General features: G+C 73.0%; 18 protein-coding genes and 1 pseudogene. 8 read left to right on the forward strand and 11 right to left on the reverse strand.

What is annotated here, in order from left to right; translation table 11 throughout:
- Positions 1-6 precede the first annotated feature (6 nt).
- The 7 genes from L6241_RS02135 to L6241_RS02165 are packed head-to-tail and all read right to left on the reverse strand — an operon-like array spanning position 7 to position 4,798.
- The gene (locus L6241_RS02135) at positions 7-702 is read right to left on the reverse strand and encodes an endonuclease/exonuclease/phosphatase family protein (protein WP_368244570.1); all 696 of its coding nucleotides are present in this window, start codon (positions 700-702) and stop codon (positions 7-9) included.
- Complete coding sequence (locus tag L6241_RS02140; protein WP_123091932.1) at positions 699-1,697, reverse strand: ROK family glucokinase; 999 nt, start codon at positions 1,695-1,697, stop codon at positions 699-701. The genes L6241_RS02135 and L6241_RS02140 overlap by 4 nt, the downstream gene beginning before the upstream one ends.
- Positions 1,694-2,680, reverse strand: coding sequence for an ROK family glucokinase (locus L6241_RS02145; RefSeq protein ID WP_368244571.1), 987 nt, complete (start codon positions 2,678-2,680; stop codon positions 1,694-1,696). Before L6241_RS02145 ends, L6241_RS02140 begins: the two co-directional genes overlap by 4 nt.
- The gene (locus L6241_RS02150; RefSeq protein ID WP_368244572.1) at positions 2,677-2,943 is read right to left on the reverse strand and encodes a hypothetical protein; all 267 of its coding nucleotides are present in this window, start codon (positions 2,941-2,943) and stop codon (positions 2,677-2,679) included. Before L6241_RS02150 ends, L6241_RS02145 begins: the two co-directional genes overlap by 4 nt.
- Complete coding sequence (locus tag L6241_RS02155) at positions 2,940-3,947, reverse strand: hypothetical protein (RefSeq protein WP_368244574.1); 1,008 nt, start codon at positions 3,945-3,947, stop codon at positions 2,940-2,942. The genes L6241_RS02150 and L6241_RS02155 overlap by 4 nt, the downstream gene beginning before the upstream one ends.
- A 16-nt stretch (positions 3,948-3,963) precedes the next feature.
- On the reverse strand, positions 3,964-4,410 hold the full coding sequence (locus tag L6241_RS02160; RefSeq protein WP_368244575.1) for an SRPBCC family protein: 447 nt from the start codon (positions 4,408-4,410) through the stop codon (positions 3,964-3,966).
- A 10-nt stretch (positions 4,411-4,420) separates the two neighbouring features.
- Positions 4,421-4,798, reverse strand: coding sequence for a hypothetical protein (locus L6241_RS02165; RefSeq protein WP_368244576.1), 378 nt, complete (start codon positions 4,796-4,798; stop codon positions 4,421-4,423).
- A 155-nt stretch (positions 4,799-4,953) separates the two neighbouring features.
- Between L6241_RS02165 and L6241_RS02170 the strand changes: the two genes are divergently transcribed.
- Positions 4,954-6,726 carry a long-chain fatty acid--CoA ligase gene (locus tag L6241_RS02170; RefSeq protein WP_368245135.1) on the forward strand — a complete coding sequence of 591 codons (1,773 nt, stop codon included), beginning with the start codon at positions 4,954-4,956 and terminating at the stop codon, positions 6,724-6,726.
- A 51-nt stretch (positions 6,727-6,777) separates the two neighbouring features.
- Here L6241_RS02170 and L6241_RS02175 read toward each other — a convergent pair whose 3' ends face one another.
- Both L6241_RS02175 and L6241_RS02180 read right to left on the reverse strand, forming a co-directional pair.
- Positions 6,778-7,047 carry a hypothetical protein gene (locus tag L6241_RS02175; RefSeq protein ID WP_368244578.1) on the reverse strand — a complete coding sequence of 90 codons (270 nt, stop codon included), beginning with the start codon at positions 7,045-7,047 and terminating at the stop codon, positions 6,778-6,780.
- 216 nt (positions 7,048-7,263) lie between these two features.
- Complete coding sequence (locus tag L6241_RS02180; protein ID WP_368244580.1) at positions 7,264-8,280, reverse strand: DUF2332 domain-containing protein; 1,017 nt, start codon at positions 8,278-8,280, stop codon at positions 7,264-7,266.
- 65 nt (positions 8,281-8,345) lie between these two features.
- On the opposite strand from L6241_RS02180, the gene L6241_RS02185 reads away from it, so the two are divergent.
- The 3 genes and pseudogenes from L6241_RS02185 to L6241_RS02195 all read left to right on the forward strand — a co-directional run.
- The gene (locus L6241_RS02185; protein WP_368244581.1) at positions 8,346-10,061 is read left to right on the forward strand and encodes a DEDD exonuclease domain-containing protein; all 1,716 of its coding nucleotides are present in this window, start codon (positions 8,346-8,348) and stop codon (positions 10,059-10,061) included.
- Positions 10,058-10,339 (forward strand): Lrp/AsnC family transcriptional regulator, encoded by a 282-nt coding sequence (locus L6241_RS02190; protein ID WP_068275261.1) that lies wholly within the window; start codon positions 10,058-10,060, stop codon positions 10,337-10,339. Before L6241_RS02185 ends, L6241_RS02190 begins: the two co-directional genes overlap by 4 nt.
- A gap of 58 nt (positions 10,340-10,397) precedes the next feature.
- Positions 10,398-10,922: pseudogene (locus L6241_RS02195) on the forward strand (isoprenylcysteine carboxylmethyltransferase family protein); the annotation flags it as partial.
- Between the two features lie 125 nt (positions 10,923-11,047).
- Here the strand turns inward: L6241_RS02195 and trpD are convergent.
- Both trpD and L6241_RS02205 read right to left on the reverse strand, forming a co-directional pair.
- Positions 11,048-12,133: an anthranilate phosphoribosyltransferase gene (gene trpD, locus L6241_RS02200; protein WP_368244582.1), complete on the reverse strand. Its 1,086-nt coding sequence runs from the start codon at positions 12,131-12,133 to the stop codon at positions 11,048-11,050.
- 4 nt (positions 12,134-12,137) lie between these two features.
- A complete protein-coding gene (locus L6241_RS02205) occupies positions 12,138-12,623 on the reverse strand; it encodes a response regulator transcription factor (protein ID WP_068275258.1) in 486 nt (161 codons plus the stop codon).
- A gap of 144 nt (positions 12,624-12,767) precedes the next feature.
- On the opposite strand from L6241_RS02205, the gene L6241_RS02210 reads away from it, so the two are divergent.
- From L6241_RS02210 to L6241_RS02225, 4 genes are read left to right on the forward strand one after another with little or no spacing between them, the layout of a single operon-like run.
- A complete protein-coding gene (locus tag L6241_RS02210; protein ID WP_368245136.1) occupies positions 12,768-13,373 on the forward strand; it encodes a heme-copper oxidase subunit III in 606 nt (201 codons plus the stop codon).
- 47 nt (positions 13,374-13,420) lie between these two features.
- The gene (locus L6241_RS02215; RefSeq protein WP_068275252.1) at positions 13,421-14,212 is read left to right on the forward strand and encodes a c-type cytochrome; all 792 of its coding nucleotides are present in this window, start codon (positions 13,421-13,423) and stop codon (positions 14,210-14,212) included.
- A gap of 36 nt (positions 14,213-14,248) precedes the next feature.
- Positions 14,249-15,373: a ubiquinol-cytochrome c reductase iron-sulfur subunit gene (locus L6241_RS02220; protein ID WP_123091941.1), complete on the forward strand. Its 1,125-nt coding sequence runs from the start codon at positions 14,249-14,251 to the stop codon at positions 15,371-15,373.
- Positions 15,373-17,100: a ubiquinol-cytochrome c reductase cytochrome b subunit gene (locus L6241_RS02225; RefSeq protein WP_191564216.1), complete on the forward strand. Its 1,728-nt coding sequence runs from the start codon at positions 15,373-15,375 to the stop codon at positions 17,098-17,100. The genes L6241_RS02220 and L6241_RS02225 overlap by 1 nt, the downstream gene beginning before the upstream one ends.
- The last annotated feature ends 11 nt before the right edge of the window (positions 17,101-17,111 follow it).

Consider the following 17,111-nt stretch of genomic DNA (forward strand, 5'->3'; position numbering starts at 1 on the left):
GCCGGGTCAGCCGGCGCCGGACGCGGTCGGGGCGCCCGTCACCTCGAGGTCGACCCACACGGGTCGGTGGTCGCTCGCGGCGACGAGGTCCTCGTAGAGCCACGGCACCTCCTGGTGCGGCAGCACCGTGAGGTCGGGGGTCGCGAAGACGACGTCGAGGACGCGGTCGGGCAGGTTCGCCGGGTAGGTGGGGGTGAGCGGGCTGACCACCCGCATCCGCTGGCCGAAGAGCTGCCAGGCCTGCCCGTCCTCCTGCTCGTTGAGGTCGCCCGCGAGGACCGCCGGGCCGGGGAGCGCGTCGAGCGAGGCGAGGATCTGGCGCGCGTGACGCACCCGCTCCGGGGCGTCGAGCGAGAGGTGGACGCTGACGACGCTCACCGCCGGACCGCCGAAGGGGGCGACCCGCGTCACCGCGTAGCCGCGCCGGTCCCCGCGGCGGGCGGGCAGGGGGTGGTGGGTGACCGAGAGGACCTGCGTGCGCAGGCTCGTCAGCACCGAGGTCTGCCCGCTGCGGTGGTCGCGGCCCGACCACACGAGGCCGCAGCGCCGCGCGAGGTCGGTGACCCGCGTGGCGACCGGCGGGATCCACGGCACCTCCTGCAGGCACAGGACGTCCGGGTCGACCGCCCGCACGGTGCGGGCCAGCGCCGCGACGTCGTCCTGCAGCGCACGCAGGTTGTACGACGCGACGCGCAGGCTCATGCCGGCCGGCCCGCCGGGCCGGGGTGGTCGAGGGAGTCCGAGGCGAGCGCGGCCGCGCCGATGAGACCGGCGTCGGGGCCGAGCGTCGCGACCTCGATCCGGGCCTGGGGGCGGTAGCCGCGCCCGGTGAGCTGACGACCGAAGGCCTCGCGGGCCGGGCCGAGCAGCAGGTCCTGGGCCGCGCTCACCCCTCCGCCGACGACGAAGACCTCCGGGTCGATGGCCGCGGCGAGGTTGGCCATGCCGACACCGAGCCACGTGCCGATCTCGGCGAGCAGCTCGACCGACGTGCGGTCGCCGGCCCGGGCGGCCTCGGTGATCATCGGGCCGGTGAGGTTGGCGGGGTCGCCGTCGGCGCGGGCGAGCAGGTCGCTCGCGACCGGCGAGCGGGCGCCGACGAGGCCACGCGCCTCGCGCACGAGCGCGTTGCCCGACGAGTACTGCTCCCAGCAGCCGCGGTTGCCGCACTCGCAGCGCAGACCGCTCGGCACGACCTGCATGTGCCCGAACTCCCCGGCGATGCCGTAGCGGCCGCGCATGAGCACGCCGTCGACGAGCAGCGCCCCGCCGATGCCGGTGCCGAGCGTGATCATCACGGCGTGGCTGGTGTCCTGGGCCACGCCGAAGCGGTGCTCGGCCCACAGGGCGGCGTTGGCGTCGTTGTCGACGGTGATCGGCAGGTGGACCCGGCGCGAGAGCGACTCGCGCAGCGGCTCGTCGCGCCACGACAGGTGCGGGGCGAAGACGACCCGGCTGCGGTCGGCCGAGACGAAGCCCGCGGCGCCGATGCCGACGGCACGCACGGCGTCGCGCTCGGTCTGGGCGAGCAGCTCCTCGACGACGGAGACGATCGCGTCCTCGACGACCGACGGGGCGGTCGAGCGGTGCGGGGTGTCGCGCCGGGTGCGACCGACGATCGTGCCGGTCTCGTCGACGAGCCCGCCGGAGACCTTCGTGCCGCCGATGTCGACGCCGACGGTGAGCCCGCCGCTCATGCCGCTCCCCCGGTGCGCTCGGCGAGGACGGTGCGCGCTCGGTGGGCCGCGCCGACGACCCCGGCGTCGTCACCGAGCTCGGCGAGGACGATCGAGGGCGACGGGCGGTGACCCCGCCCGATCTGGTGGCGGGCGAAGGCGGTGCGCACCGGGGCCAGGACGAGGTCGCCCGCGGCGGACAGACCGCCGCCGATGACGACGAGGCGGGGGTCGAGGACCGCGCACACGGTCGCGATGCCGTGGCCGAGCCGGGTGCCGACCTCCTCGAGGAGCTCGACGCTGGCGAGGTCTCCCCCTTCGGCCAGCTCGGTGACGTCGGTGCCCTTGAGCCGTGACGCGTCTCCCCCGCAGCGTCGGCGCAGCGCCTCGCCGATCGGCGAGGCCGACTCGACGAGCTCGCGGGCCGAGCGGGTGAGCGCGCTGCCGGAGGCGTAGACCTCGAGGCAGCCACGGTTGCCGCAGCCGCAGCGCGGGCCGTCCGGGTCGAGGACGACGTGGCCGAGCTCGCCGCCGATGCCGAAGGCCCCGGTGAGCAGGCGCCCGTGCGAGACGCAGCCGCCGCCGACCCCCGTGCCGAGGGTGAGCAGGACCATGTCGTCGACGTCGCGCCCGGCGCCGAAGACGTGCTCGCCCCAGGCCGCGGCGTTCGCGTCGTTCTCGACGACGACCGGCAGGCCGACGAGGCGCTCGACCCGCTCGCCGAGGTCGACGTCGCGCCAGGCGATGTTGGGGGCGAACCACACGTGGCCGCGGGCGCCGTCGACGAAGGCTGCGCACGCGAGACCCACCGCGGAGACCGGCCCGTCGGCGGCCGCGACGAGCTCGGCGATGACGCCGCTCGTGGCCGTGATGATGTCCTCGGTGCTGTCGGCCGGGGTCGCGACCCTCGCCCGGGCGAGGACGGCGCCATCCGGCGCGACGAGCGCTCCGGCGATCTTCGTGCCGCCGATGTCGATGCCGATGGTCGGTGCGTGCTCCCTCACGAGGTCATCCTGCCGTGGTCGGGGAGGTCCTCGTCACGCACGGGCACGACCACGCGCGCGCGAGGGGTGCGGGGCGGGGGCTCGGCGCCCTCGCCGAGGAGGCGGGCGACACCCTCGCCGGCGAGGACGAGGCCCGCGAGGACGCGGTCGGCGCTCGCCGGGTCGGCACGGCGCAGGCGGTCGAGCAGGTCGTCCGCGTCGGCCGCGCGCACCTGCTCGAGCAGCGCCTCGAGGATCCCGGCGAGCGGGTCGGGCCCGCTCATCGGGGCCACACGCTCTCGTCGGGCTCGAGCTCGACGGTGAGGACCCCGGCGCGCATGCTCGCGTCGACGACCCGGCACCGGCGGTGCAACGGGCTCAGACGGGTGCACCGGCTGCGCCGGCCGGCCGTGACGACGAGGTCGTCGTCCTCGCGCTCGAGGGTGATGTCGCGCGCGGTGAGCCCGGGCAGGGGCAGCCGCAGGACGAAGGGGGACGCCTCCCCCGCCGCACCGGCGGCACCGGCGGCATCCGGCGCGGCGGCCGCCGCACCGTCAGGGTCCGGCGCGCCCGCCGCCGAGGCGTCGGGTGACGACCCGTCGTGTCTCGAGCCGTCCCGGGCCGGGTCCATGGCCTGGTCCACGGCCGCGGTGGGGTCGGCGACCCGGCGGCCCATGAGGGCGAGCGCCAGCGCGAGCTCGGCGGTGCGGCCGGCCTCGACGAGCCCGTTGGCGGGCAGGTGGTGGACGGTCGCGTCGCCGCACAGCCGGGCGTCGAGGAGGTCCATGAGGTGGGTGACGGCGCGCAGCGCGTCGATCGTCGCGGCCGGTGGGCGGGGCAGCCCGATGCCGGCCGGGGCGACGACGGCGTCCCAGCGGGCGACGAGGGGCACGAGGGAGCGCGCGAGGCGGGCTGCGCGGTCGGGCAGGGCGACGAGACGGGCCGGGTCGCTGCCGGGGGGCACGAGGAGCACGACGTCCTCGAGGTCCTCGCCCGGGGCGCCGGCGAGCACCGCCGCGGCCCCGAGCAGGGCGAGCAGGTCGCCGTCGCGCAGCACGGCGGTGAGGTCGCGGACGACCTCGCCGGGCAGCTCGGCGGCGAGCAGCAGATCCTCGGCGCTCGTCGTGAGCACGGCGAGGGCTGCCGGCGCGTGGTCGCGGGCGTCCTCGTGGGTGCTGTCGTCGCCCCAGGTGAGGACCCGGGCGCCCGGACGGCGCGCCACGAGGTCGGCGACGAGCACCCGTCGTCGGGGCTCGTCGCCACCGGTGACGAGGTGCAGCGCGCTCACCCCCGGTCGGCCCCGGTCAGGCCTCGCACCGCTTCTTGAGGTCCTTGAGCGCGGTGTCGGTGATGACCTTCGCGGCCTTGCGCTTGATCATCCCGAGCATCGGGATGGTGACGTCGACGAGCAGGTCGTAGGTCACCCGGGTCGTGCCCTCGCCCTCGTCCTCGAGCGTGTAGGAGCCGTCCATCGCCTTGAGGATCGTCGCCTCGACGAGGGTCCACGACGCGACGCCCAGGCCTGCCTCGTCGACGTCCCACGAGTAGTCGAGCGTGTAGGTGTCCTTGATCGGGCTGGCGTCGAGGCGGAAGCGAGCCCGGTCGGGCCACCCGTCGCCGTCCTCGGAGAGGATCTCGACCTCCCTGATCTCCTTGGCCCACTGCGGGTAGGCCTCGAGGTCGGCGATGACGTCGAGGACCTCGCCCGCGGGGGCCTGGATGACGATCGTCGAGCGGGTGCTGTCTGTCATGGCGGCGAGACTACCCGGCGCTCTGCGCCCGTCCCTCGATCTCGTCCTTGACCTCGTGGACGAGCCGTTTCCACCCCACCGTGTGGTCCCGGGCGAGGGTCGCCGGCGAGCGCCACGGGTGCCTGCCCGTGCCGCGGACGTAGTGGTGCACGAGGGTCCCGCCGGGCACCGGCTCGAGCCAGATCTCCATGCTCCCGACGAGCCTGCCCGTCGAGACCCAGCGCACCCCCTTCGCCCCGCGGTCCTCGACCTCCTCGACCCCGCACCCCCGCGGCCAGCCCGCGGGGCCCGGGTCCGGCAGGCCCCGCGCGTCGAGGGCGGTGCGGACGTCCTCGGCGGCCCCCCGCACGAAGGTGTCGTCGACGACGTCGACCCGGCCGACCCGCATCGCGCCCTCCCACCTCGTGCGTCACGTGCCCGGCCAGGGGTGGACCTCGTCACCATCTGCCGAGTCTGCTGTCGAGGACGCTACCCACTGGTCTAGGTTGAGGCCCACACCCTGACGCCGTCGTCGACGAAGGAGATCCCGTGCAAGACAGCGTGATGCCCCGGCTGGTCGAGGGAGATCCGCGTGACTCCCTGGGCCGGCTGCCCCAGCGCAACGCCGACAACGCGCCGCAGCGCGTGGCCTTCGCGATCAAGGAGCACGGGTCGTGGCGCGACGTCACGACGTCGCAGTTCCTCGACGACGTCCGGGGTCTGGCCAAGGGCTTCGTCGCCGCCGGGATCGAGCCGGGCGACCGCGTCGCGATCATGGCGCGCACCCGCTACGAGTGGACCCTCGTCGACTTCGCCGCGTGGATGGCCGCCGCGGTGCCGGTGCCGATCTACGAGACGAGCTCGGCCGAGCAGGTCGAGTGGATCATCGCCGACTCCGGGGCGAGCGCCCTCGTCGTCGAGACCGCCGCCCACGCGGCGACGGTGCGCCAGGTCGCCGACGGCGTGCCGACGCTGCAGCACACGTGGGTCATCGACAACGGCGACCTCACCTCGGTGAGCGAGCGCGGTGCCGAGATCGAGGACTCCGAGCTCGAGGCGCGTCTCGACGCGACCGGGCGCGACAGCCTCGCGACGATCATCTACACCTCGGGCACGACCGGTCGGCCGAAGGGGTGCGAGCTCACCCACGACAACTTCCTCGGGCTGGCCGAGAACGCCATCGCCAAGCTCGGCGACGTCGTCGCCCGTGACGGCGCCTCGACGTTGCTCTTCCTCCCGCTCGCGCACGTCTTCGCCCGCTTCATCGAGGTCCTGTGCGTCACCGCGGAGGCGAAGATGGGCCACAGCGCCGACATCGCGAACATCCTCGACGACTTCCAGGCCTTCCAGCCCAGCTTCATCCTCGCTGTCCCCCGGGTCTTCGAGAAGATCTACAACAAGGCCAACGAGACGGCGACCGCCGACGGCAAGGGCGCGATCTTCGAGCGCGCCGCCGACACGGCCGTCGCGTACTCCGAGGCGCTCGACAAGGGCTCGGTGCCGCTGGGTCTGAAGATCAAGCACGCCGTCTTCGACAAGCTCGTCTACGCGAAGCTGCGCACGAAGATGGGTGGTCGGGTCCAGTACGCCGTGTCCGGCGGCGCCCCTTTGGGCACCCGTCTGGGTCACTTCTTCCGCGGCGTCGGCGTGACGATCCTCGAGGGCTACGGGCTCACCGAGACGACCGCACCGCTGAGCGTCAACATCCCGGAGAAGGTCAAGATCGGCACGGTCGGCCCGCCCCTGCCCGGTGTCTCGGTACGCATCGAGGAGGACGGCGAGATCCTCGTGCAGGGCCTCAACGTCCTGCGCGGCTACCGCGGCAACGAGCAGGCGAGCGCCGAGGCGGTCGTCGACGGCTGGTTCCGCACCGGCGACCTCGGCGAGCTCGACGAGGACGGCTACCTGCGCATCACCGGCCGCAAGAAGGAGATCCTCGTGACCGCGGGCGGCAAGAACGTCGCCCCGGCGGTGCTCGAGGACCGCCTGCGCGCCCACCCGCTCGTCAGCCAGTGCATGGTCGTCGGCGACGGCAAGCCCTTCATCGCCGCGCTCGTGACGATCGACGAGGAGATGCTCCCCGGCTGGGCCGCGAACAACGGTCTCGGCGCGATCACCGTCGCCCAGGCTCGCACCGACGAGACGGTGCTCGCCGAGATCCAGCGTGCGGTCGACGACGCGAACAAGGCGGTCTCGAAGGCCGAGTCGATCCGCAAGTTCGCGGTCCTCGAGGAGGACTTCACCGAGGAGAACGGCACCCTCACCCCCTCGTTGAAGCTCAAGCGCAACGTCGTCATGCGCGACTACGAGGACCAGGTCGAGGCGCTCTACGGCTGACCCGTCACGACGCACCTCGCCCGTCGAGGTGCGTCGGGCGGCCGTCCCGGCTCAGCCCACCCCGCGGTGCATCAGCTCCCACTGCGACCACGGCTCGCGCTGGGCGACGGCGCGGTCGGCGGTGCCCGCCGACACGAGCCCTGCGGCGACGAGGCGCCCCACCGCCTCCCGCTCGGCCGCGTCGAGCGGCACCTGCCCGGCCAGCTCGGGCTCGACGCCCGCGGAGCGGGGGTCGAGCAGGGCCGTGACCATGCAGTCGTCGCACCCGATCCCCTGGACGGGGCAGGTGCGGCAGTCCACACGCATGACGTCTGGCTTCATCGTGTCCTCCTGTGCGTCGCTTCGACCCGGTGTGCTCGTGCTCGCCCGGTCGTGCGACCAGGCACGACGCACGCTACGAGCGAGCACCGACAGCGTTGGTGGACGTCCGCCCGAGGGGGGCGGCACCCCCTTCGCCCGCTGCCCGAGGGGGCGAGACCGGACCGGACCCGGTGGACCCGGCACACCGGTCCGACCCGGCGCACCTCGTCAGACCGGTCAGACCCAGGTGAGGCTGCGCCCGTGGCCGTGGGTCCACGCCCGCGCCCGCCCGTCGACGCCCAGGCAGAAGTGCCGGGCGCTGGGCGGCGGCGCGGCCGCCGACGCGGCCACCCCGGGGAGCACCGTCGGCCCCTCGTTGCTCACCCACACCGCGTCGTGCTCGGCGCACAGCCGCGCCACCTGCTCCGGCCAGGCCGCCCGCAGGGCCTGGTCGAAGTACGCCGCGACCGCCGTGTGGAAGACGACGAGCCGGGCCTCCGGCGCCTCCTCGCGGGCGCGGGCCATGAGCGGACCGAGGTCGCGGGCCGCGTCCCCCCGCACCGTCGTCCGGGGCTCACGGCCGACGACGGCGACCGCCTCGTCGAGACGCGCGCGCCGGGCGACGTCCTCGGGCCAGACGAGCACGCGCAGCCAGTCGAGGGTCTGCGGGTCGGTGACGTCGAGCGGAGAGAGGTCGAGACCACCGCGCCACCTCACGAGCGGCGACGCGTCCGGCAGGTGAGCGGCGGCGACGGGGTCGACGACGCACTCGAAGGTCGGGCTGCCCTCGCCGACCTCGGCGACCTCGTGCCCGTCCTCGTCGAGGTAGCGGTAGGCGTACCGGTCCGGGTAGAGGCACAGCCCGCCGCTCACGCCGACCTCGAGCAGGGCGAGCGGCGCGCCGTCGGCGATCTCGGCGAGCACCGGCAGGAGCGTCGCGCACCGGCCCGGCTCGTTGGTCTGGGTCGAGCGCCGGCGCATCGTCGCGCTCACCTGCGGCCACTGCCGTAGCACGAGGTCGCGCATCGGGCGGTACCCGCCGGGCGCGGGCGCGCCGTGCCAGCGGGCCGCGGCGAAGAGCAGGTTGGGCTGGCGCCGCGGCGGCTCGAGCTCGGCGAGACGGCCGAGGAGCTCCTCGTCGGCCGCGACCCCCTCGCCCCACTCGACGTAGGTGGCCGACTCCCCCTCCGCCTGGTCGCGGGCGAAGGAGCGGTAGAAGTCCGCGGTCCGGGTGAGGTCGCTCGTGGGCAGCACACGATCAGGCTAGGTCCCGTGTGTCGTCCGTGGCGTTGTCACCGGCTCTGCCTACGGTTCCACCCATGACCACCGAGGCGACACGTGCACCGGCCCTGGCCGTGCAGGAGACGCTCGGCCTGGGCACCGACCTGCGCGACGTCACCTTCGTCGTCGTCGACCTCGAGACCACCGGCGGGTCGCCGCGCGACTGCGGCATCACCGAGATCGGCGCGGTGAAGGTGCGCGGCGGCGAGGTGATCGGCGAGCTGCAGACCTTCGTCAACCCCGGCGAGCCGATCCCGCCCTTCATCCAGAGCCTCACCGGCATCACCGACGCGATGGTGCGCGACGCCCCCCGGTCGGCGGCCGCCGTCACCTCCTTCCTCGAGTTCGCGAAGGGGGCGGTCCTCGTCGCGCACAACGCGCGCTTCGACATCTCCTTCCTCAAGGCGGCGTGCGCCGCCGCCGAGATGCCGTGGCCGCGCCACGACGTCCTCGACACCGTCCACCTCGCCCGTCAGGTGATGCGCCGCGACGAGGTGCGCAACCACAAGCTCTCGACGCTGGCGGTCGCCTTCGGGGCGACGACGACCCCCGACCACCGCGCGCTGCACGACGCGCGGGCGACCGTCGACGTGCTCCACGGGCTCATCGGCCGGCTCGGGTCGCTCGGCGTGACGACCTTCGAGGAGCTCGCGTCGTACACGAGCCGGGTCACGCCCGAGCAGCGCCGCAAGCGCCATCTCGCCCGCGACCTGCCCAACGTGCCCGGCGTCTACGTCTTCAAGGACGGTCAGGGCCGCCCGCTCTACGTCGGCGTCTCCGTCGACATCCGCACCCGGGTGGGCTCGTACTTCACCGCCTCCGAGCAGCGCTCGCGGATGTCGGAGATGGTGCGCATCGCCGAGTCCGTGACCCCGATCCCGTGCGCGACGACCCTCGAGGCGCGGGTGCGCGAGCTGCGTCTCATCGCCTCGGCCAAGCCCCGCTACAACCGCCGCTCCCGGCACCCCGAGCGGGCGTGGTGGGTCCGTCTCACCGACGAGCCCTTCCCCCGCCTCTCCGTCGTCAAGCGGGTGCACGCCGGCGACGAGGAGTGGATGGGCCCCTTCCGCTCGAAGAGCTCGGCCGACGAGGCGGTCCAGGCCCTGCACGAGGTCGTCCCGCTGCGGCAGTGCCTCGGGCGGATCAGCCCGACCCGGCGCAGCTCGCCGTGCGTGCTCGCCGACATGGGCCGCTGCGCCGCCCCGTGCATCGGCGGGGTCGACGTCGAGGGCTACGGCCGCACGGTCGCCCAGGCCCGCACCGCGCTGCGCGGCGACGCCCGTCCCGTCCTCGCCGGGCTCCAGGCCCGGATGAGCGAGCTGTCCGGGCAGGAGCGCTACGAGGACGCCGGCACCGTGCGCGACCGGCTCGCGGCTCTCGTGCGCGGCGTCGCCCGCAGCCAGCGCGCCAGCCCGCTGCTCGCGACCGCCGAGCTCGTCGCCGCGCGGCGCTCGCCGGTGGGTGGCTGGGACCTCGTGTGCATCCGGCACGGGCGCCTGGCCGGCAGCACGAGCGCCCCGCGCGGCGCCGACCCGATGCCCTACATCGAGGCCCTGCGCGCGAGCGCCGAGGTCGTGCCACCTCCGGCCGTCCCGGGCGACTCCGCCCTGCCCGACGAGACCGAGCTGCTGCTGCGCTGGCTCGAGGAGCCGGGCACCCGGGTCGTCGACATCGAGGGCACGTGGACCTGTCCCGTGGGGGGCGCCGCGGCAGCGCAGGACGAGCTGGCCCCTGCCCTAGGCTGGGCGTCGTGATCACCGCCATCGTCCTCATCAACGCCGACGTCGACCGCATCCCCGAGGTCGCGCAGAGCATCGCCGAGATCGACGGCGTGAGCGAGGTCTACTCCGTCGCCGGGGACGCCGACCTCATCGCGATGGTGCGGGTCAGCCAGCACGAGGAGCTCAACGACGTCATCGCCGACCGGCTCAACAAGGTCACGGGCATCATCGGCACGTCGACGCACATCGCATTCCGCACCTACAGCCGTCACGACCTGGACGCGGCCTTCAGCCTCGGCCTCGAGGGCTGAGCCCGTCGCGCGGATCGCGCACCGGGCATCGCTCGCCCCTTCGTCGAGACGAGCCCTGATGCCCGCCCCCGTCGTCCCCGCCGTCGCGCTCGGCGCCTACCTCCTCCTGCTGTGGCTCGCGTTCGGAGTCCGGGCGATCCGTCAGGAACGCCGCACCGGTGACCACGGCTTCCGCGGCACCACCGAGGCGCCCGGCAGCCCGGGGTGGTGGGGGGTCCTGCTCCTCGCCGTCGCGATCGTCTGCGGGCTCACCGGGCTGAGCCTCGCGGTGGCCGGCGTGGTCCGGCTCGAGCAGGTGCCCGGACCGGTGCAGCTGCTCGGAGCCGTCGTCGTGGCGCTCGGCGCCGGCCTCGTCCTGCGGGCGCAGAGCGTCATGGGCGAGTCGTGGCGCGTCGGCGTCGACCCGCAGGAGCGGACCGAGCTGGTGACTCATGGCCCTTTCGCCCAGGTGCGCAACCCGATCTTCACCGGGATGGTCGTCGCGGCGGCAGGCTTCGCCCTCCTCGTGCCCAGCTGGCTGCTCGTGCTCTCGTGCGCCGCGCTGGCTCTCGGCATCCACCTGCAGGTGCGCCACGTCGAGGAGCCGTACCTGCTCGACGCGCAGGGCGAGCCCTACCGCCGGTACGCGGCGAGCACCGGGCGCTTCGTGCCGGGCCTGGGTCGTCTGCCGCAGCCCTGTGCCCGGCGTCGTCGCGTGACGGCGGTTGCTCAGCCCACGTGGCGGCGGCTCGCCTCGGACCACCGGTCCAGAGCTGCGCGGGCACGCCCGTCGTCGATGACCTCGGCGACCGCCCGCACCGAGCGTGCGATCGCCTCCGGCACGTCCTGCGGGACCTGACCTGCTGCCGTGGCCAGGGCGTGCGCCGCACCGGCGTTGAGGAGCACCGCCGTGCGGGCCCCTCCCCCCTCGCCGCGCAGGACGGCACGAGCCACCTCCGCGTTAGCCGCGTGGTCGCCGCCGCGGATGTCGTCGATCGTGCACCGCACCAGCCCGACGTCTTCGGGAGTGATCGCCTGCGCGTGCACCTCGCCGCCCGCGACCCACCACAGGCGGGACGGACCGGCCGGGCTCAGCTCGTCGAGGCCCTCGTCGCCGCGGAAGACCAGGGCGTCCCGACCCCGTGCGGCGAAGACGCCCGCGATGAGCTCGGTGTGACGCGGGTTCGCGACGCCGACCGCCGAGTAGCGCGGCTGCGCGGGGTTGGTCAGCGGCCCGAGCATGTTGAAGGCGGTCGGCACCCGCAGCGCGCCCCGGGCGGGAGCGGCGTGCCGCATCGAGGGGTGGAAGAGGTTGGCGAAGCAGAAGGTGATGCCTGCCTCGAGGGCGACGTCCCGCACGTCCTGCGGGCGCAGCGTCAGGGGGACCCCGAGGTGCTCGAGGACGTCGGCGGTGCCCGTCATGCTCGACGCGGCCCTGTTGCCGTGCTTGACGACCGTGAGTCCCGCACCGGCGAGCACGATGGCCGACATCGTCGAGATGTTCACCGTGTTGAGGCGGTCGCCGCCGGTGCCGACGATGTCGACGGTCTCACCGGGGACCTCGATGCGCGTCGCCCGCCCGAGCATGACGTCGACGAGCCCCTCGAGCTCGGCGACGCTCTCCCCCTTCGCCCGCAGCGCGACGAGGAAGCCCGCGACGACGACCGGGTCGGCCTCGCCGGCCATCACCTGCTCCATCGCCCAGCGGGCGCGCTGCGTCGTGAGGTCCTCGCCCTCGATGAGGGTCGTGAGGATGTCGGGCCAGCTCTCGTCCGGGACGGTGCTCGTGGAGGACGCCGCCGGGACCTGGGTCACGCGCTCAGCCCGCGTCGGGGCCGTCGACCGGCCGGGCCACGTCGTCCGAGCCGCCACGGGCCAGGGCGGCCACGGCGTCGGCGAGGGCGATCGGGTCGAGCGGGTGCGGCACGACGGCGTCGGCGAGCGACCACGTCGCGAGCCAGCCGTCCTGGGGGCGCCCGGTGAGGACGAGGACGGGCGGGCAGCGGTAGACCTCGGACTTCAGCTGACGGCACAGACCCATGCCACCGGTCTTGGCCGCCTCGCCGTCGAGGATCAGCAGGTCGAAGCCGCCGGCGTCGACCGCCTCGACCACCGCGGGGGCCGTCGCGCACTCGTGCCAGGAGACCACCTCGACGTCGCGCGCCGGTCGGCGGCCGACCGCCGCGCGGACGGTGTCGCGCACCGTGATGTCGTCGCTGTGGAGCAGGACGGTGACCTGCCGCGCCGCGGCGGTGGGACCGGTGGTCGCCACGGTGCTGCCGGGCGTCGCAGAGGAAGCGCTCATGGGCCCAGATGGTACCTGCGAGCCGTTCGCCGCACGTCACACGGGGGGTGCGCGCACATGGCCCGCCCCGTCGGACATAATGACGACGTGGCCACTGCTCAATCACTCTCCCCGACCGCGCCCGCGCCGCTGCCGTCGGACCCCATGACGGGACCGGTCAGCCGGCCCAACATGGTCTCCGTCGGGACGATCGTGTGGCTCTCCAGCGAGCTGATGTTCTTCGCGGGTCTCTTCGCGATGTTCTTCACGCTGCGCGCGACCCGACCGGACCTCTGGGCCGAGCGGGTCCCGATCCTCGACGTCCAGTACGCCCTGATCAACACCCTGATCCTCGTGGTCTCCTCGGTGTGGTGCCAGCTCGGCGTGCTCAAGGCCGAGGACGGCATCCCCTCACGCACCGGCAGCCTGCTGCAGGTCGGCCAGTGGGGCATGCGTGAGTGGTACGTGCTCACCTACATCTTCGGCTCGGTCTTCGTCGCCGGTCAGGTGACGGAGTACGCGAAGCTCGTGAGCGAAGGGGTGACGATGTCCGCCGACGCGTGGAGCTCGGTCTTCTACCTCACGACCGGTCTGCACGGCATCCACGTGACGGGCGGGCTCATCGCCTTCCTGCTCATCATCGGCCGCACCTTCACGACGAGGCACTACAGCCACTCCCAGGCCACGGGAGCGGTCGTCACCTCGTACTACTGGCACTTCGTCGACGTCGTGTGGATCGCGCTCTTCGCCGCGATCTACCTGCTGGGCTGAGCAGCGCCATGACCTCGACCGACTCCCCCACCAGGACAGGACGACGCATGCCCTCGATCAACCGCCGCCACCCCGCTGCCCTGGCGCTGCTGATCCTCTTCGGCCTCTTCTTCGCCGGCACCGCGTACGCCGCGGTCTCCCCCTCGCAGGCCGACGCCAGCGCGACGAGCCGCAGCTCGGTCGACGACGTCGCCGAGGGCAAGAAGCTCTTCACCGCCAACTGCGCCACGTGCCACGGCACGAACGGCCTCGGCATCGACGAGAAGGGCCCGAGCCTGGCCGGCGTCGGCGCCGCCTCCGTCGACTTCCAAGTCGCCACCGGTCGCATGCCCCTGGCCAAGCCCGGTGTGCAGGCCCCCCGCGTGGAGCAGGTGAAGTTCACCCAGGAGGAGATCGACCAGATGGGGGCCTACGTCGCCTCCCTCGGCGCCGGTCCCGCGGTGCCCGAGGAGGAGTACACCGACGCCTCGAAGGGGGATGCCGGCAAGGGCGGCGAGATCTTCCGCGTCAACTGCGCCATGTGCCACAACTCCGCCGGCGCCGGTGGCGCGCTGACCCGTGGCAAGTACGCCCCCGCCGTCGCGGGCGTCGAGGGTCGCCACGTCTACGAGGCCATGCTCACCGGCCCCCAGTCGATGCCCGTCTTCAACGACGCGAACCTCACCCCCGAGGACAAGCGCGACGTCATCGCCTACATCCAGGCCCAGCAGGACGCGGGCAACCCCGGCGGCAACCCGCTCGGGTCGCTCGGTCCCGTCCCCGAGGGTCTCTTCATCTGGACGATCGGCCTCGGCGGCCTCGTCGCCGCCGCCGTCTGGCTCGGGCAGAAGTCCGCCTGAGCCCCCGCCACGACTGATCAGAGAAGGACCAAGACGATGACCGACCACACTCCCGAGTCAGAGCACACCGCGGGGACCGCGGTGCGCCTGGACCAGGGCCACGTGCAGGGCACCGGCGGGGTGCCGGACCGCTTCGAAAACCCCGGCCTGCCGCCGCACGTCCACCGCGCCGCCGACCTCGACGACCGAGCCGCTCGCCGCGCCGAGCGCATCGTCGCCGGGCTCTTCGGCCTGTCGATGGTCGGCACCCTGATCTTCCTCGTCGCCTACTTCCTCGTCGACGTCGAGACCCAGACCTTCGTGCCCGTCGTCGGCCGCACGAGCCTGTCGAACGTCCTGCTCGGCGTGGGCCTGGCGCTCGCGCTGCTCGGCATCGGTCTCGGTGCCGTCCAGTGGGCCAAGACGCTCATGCCCGACGAGGAGAGCGTCGAGGAGCGCCACCCGCTGCGCAGCAGCCAGGAGGCTCGCGACGGCTTCGTCGAGACGATGATGGAGGGCGGCGAGAAGGCCCAGCTGACCCGTCGTCCGATCCTCAAGGGCGCCTTCCTGGGCTCCATGGCCCTCTTCCCGCTGCCGCTCGTCCTCCAGGTCGCCGGCAGCCTGGGGCCCCTGCCCAAGAACGACCTGTCCGTCACGTGGTGGAACGGCCGCCGTGACGAGCAGACCGGTCTCATCGTCAAGCCGGAGAAGAAGCTCCGCCTGATGACGGACCCCGAGAACAAGCCGATCCGTCCCGGCGAGGTGACGATCGGCTCGGTCTTCCACGTCATGCCGGAAGGCCTGCTGGAGGAGCACGGGACGCAGAAGCTCACCGAGAAGGGCAAGGCCGCGGTCTTGCTCATGCGTCTCAAGCCGGAGGACTTCCAGGACACCCCTGGGGGCCGCAAGGCACAGGAGTGGGGTTACCAGGGCATCGTCGCCTACTCCAAGATCTGCACCCATGTCGGGTGCCCCGTCGGGTTGTACGAGCAGACCACGCACCACCTCCTCTGCCCGTGCCACCAGTCCACCTTCGACGTCACCAATGACTGCGAAGTCATCTTCGGACCGGCCAAGCGTCCGCTGCCGCAGCTGAAGATCACCGTCGAGAACGGCTACCTCGTCGCCGACCAGCCCTTCCAGGAACCGGTCGGACCGAGCTTCTGGGAGCGTGAGTCCTGATGAGCACCACAGCACGACCTGCCGACGCCCTGCGAGCAGGCGACAGCCCCCGCAGCACCTCCACCTCACCCGGTCTGAAGAAGGTCGGCGGCGTCGCCGGCTGGATCGACGACCGCACCGGCTCCGCCAAGGGCGTGGGCTACCTCATGAAGAAGGTCTTCCCCGACCACTGGTCCTTCATGCTCGGCGAGATCGCGATGTACTCGATGATCATCTGCCTGCTGACCGGTGTCTTCCTCACCCTGTGGTACGACCCCACGCACGGCGAGGTCATCTACGACGGCTCGTACGTGCCGCTGCAGGGCGTCGAGATGTCGCGGGCCTACGCCTCGACGCTCGACATCTCCTTCGACGTCAAGGGCGGTCTGCTCATCCGGCAGATCCACCACTGGGCGGCCCTGCTCTTCATCGTCTCGCTCTCGGTGCACATGCTGCGCGTCTTCTTCACCGGTGCCTTCCGCAAGCCCCGCGAGATCAACTGGACCATCGGCTGCCTGCTGTCGATGCTCGCCCTCATCGAGGGCTTCGCCGGCTACTCCCTGCCCGACGACCTGCTCTCGGGCACCGGTCTGCGGGCGGCGCAGGGCTTCATGCTCAGCGCGCCGGTCATCGGCAGCTACCTCAGCTACGCGGTCTTCGGCGGCGGCTTCCCGGGCGAGGACATCATCCCGCGCCTGTACTCGGTGCACATCCTGCTGCTCCCGGCGATCCTCGTCGCGCTCTTCACGGCGCACATCGTCCTCGTCGCGCTGCAGAAGCACACCCAGTACCCCGGTCCGGGTCGCACGAACGACAACGTCGTCGGCTTCCCCGTCATGCCGGTCTACGCGGCCAAGGCCGGTGGCTTCTTCTTCATCGTCTTCGGTGCCCTGGCCCTGATGTCCTCCCTCGTGCAGATCAACGCGGTGTGGGTCCACGGGCCCTACGACCCGAACGCGACGACCGCCGGTGCCCAGCCCGACTGGTACATGGGCTTCGCCGACGGCGCGCTGCGTCTGCTGCCCGGCTGGCTGGAGTTCACGACCTTCGGCTACACGTGGAGCCTCAACGTCGCCATCGGCGCGCTGCTGCTCATCCCGGTGATGTACGGCGTCATGGGCGCCTACCCCTTCATCGAGTCGTGGGTCACCGGTGACAAGCGCGAGCACCACCTGCTCGACCGCCCGCGCAACCGTCCGGTGCGCACGGGCATCGGCATGGCCGGTCTGACCTTCTACGGCGTGCTCCTCTTCGCCGCGAGCAACGACATCATGGCGATCAAGTTCCACATGTCGATCAACGACATCACCCACATCCTGCGGGTGCTCGTCTTCGTCGGCCCGATCATCGCCTTCTGGGCGACGAAGCGGATCTGCCTGGCGCTGCAGCGTCACGACCGCGAGACCGTGCTCCACGGTCGCGAGACCGGTCGCATCGTGCGTGGCCCTGGTGGCGACTTCCACGAGGTGCACGAGCCGCTCGACCCGTACACCCGCTGGACGCTCGTGCAGCACGACCCGGCCAGCCCGCTGGAGCTCGAGTCCGGTGTCGACGCCAACGGCGTCGAGCGCAAGGGTGCAGGCAAGCGCAAGGCCCGTGCGGCGCTGTCCCGCTTCTACTACTCCGGTGCGGTCAACCCCGTCACCCCGGCCGAGCTCGAGGCGGCGCACCACGACGGTCGCAGCCACGAGGCCATCGAGCCGGCGCAGGAGCAGGAGCGGCGCACCGTCGAGGCCGGCGAGCGCTGAGCGGCCATCCC

Source organism: Janibacter sp. Y6 (assembly GCF_040900765.1).
GTDB lineage: Bacteria > Actinomycetota > Actinomycetes > Actinomycetales > Dermatophilaceae > Marihabitans > Marihabitans melonis.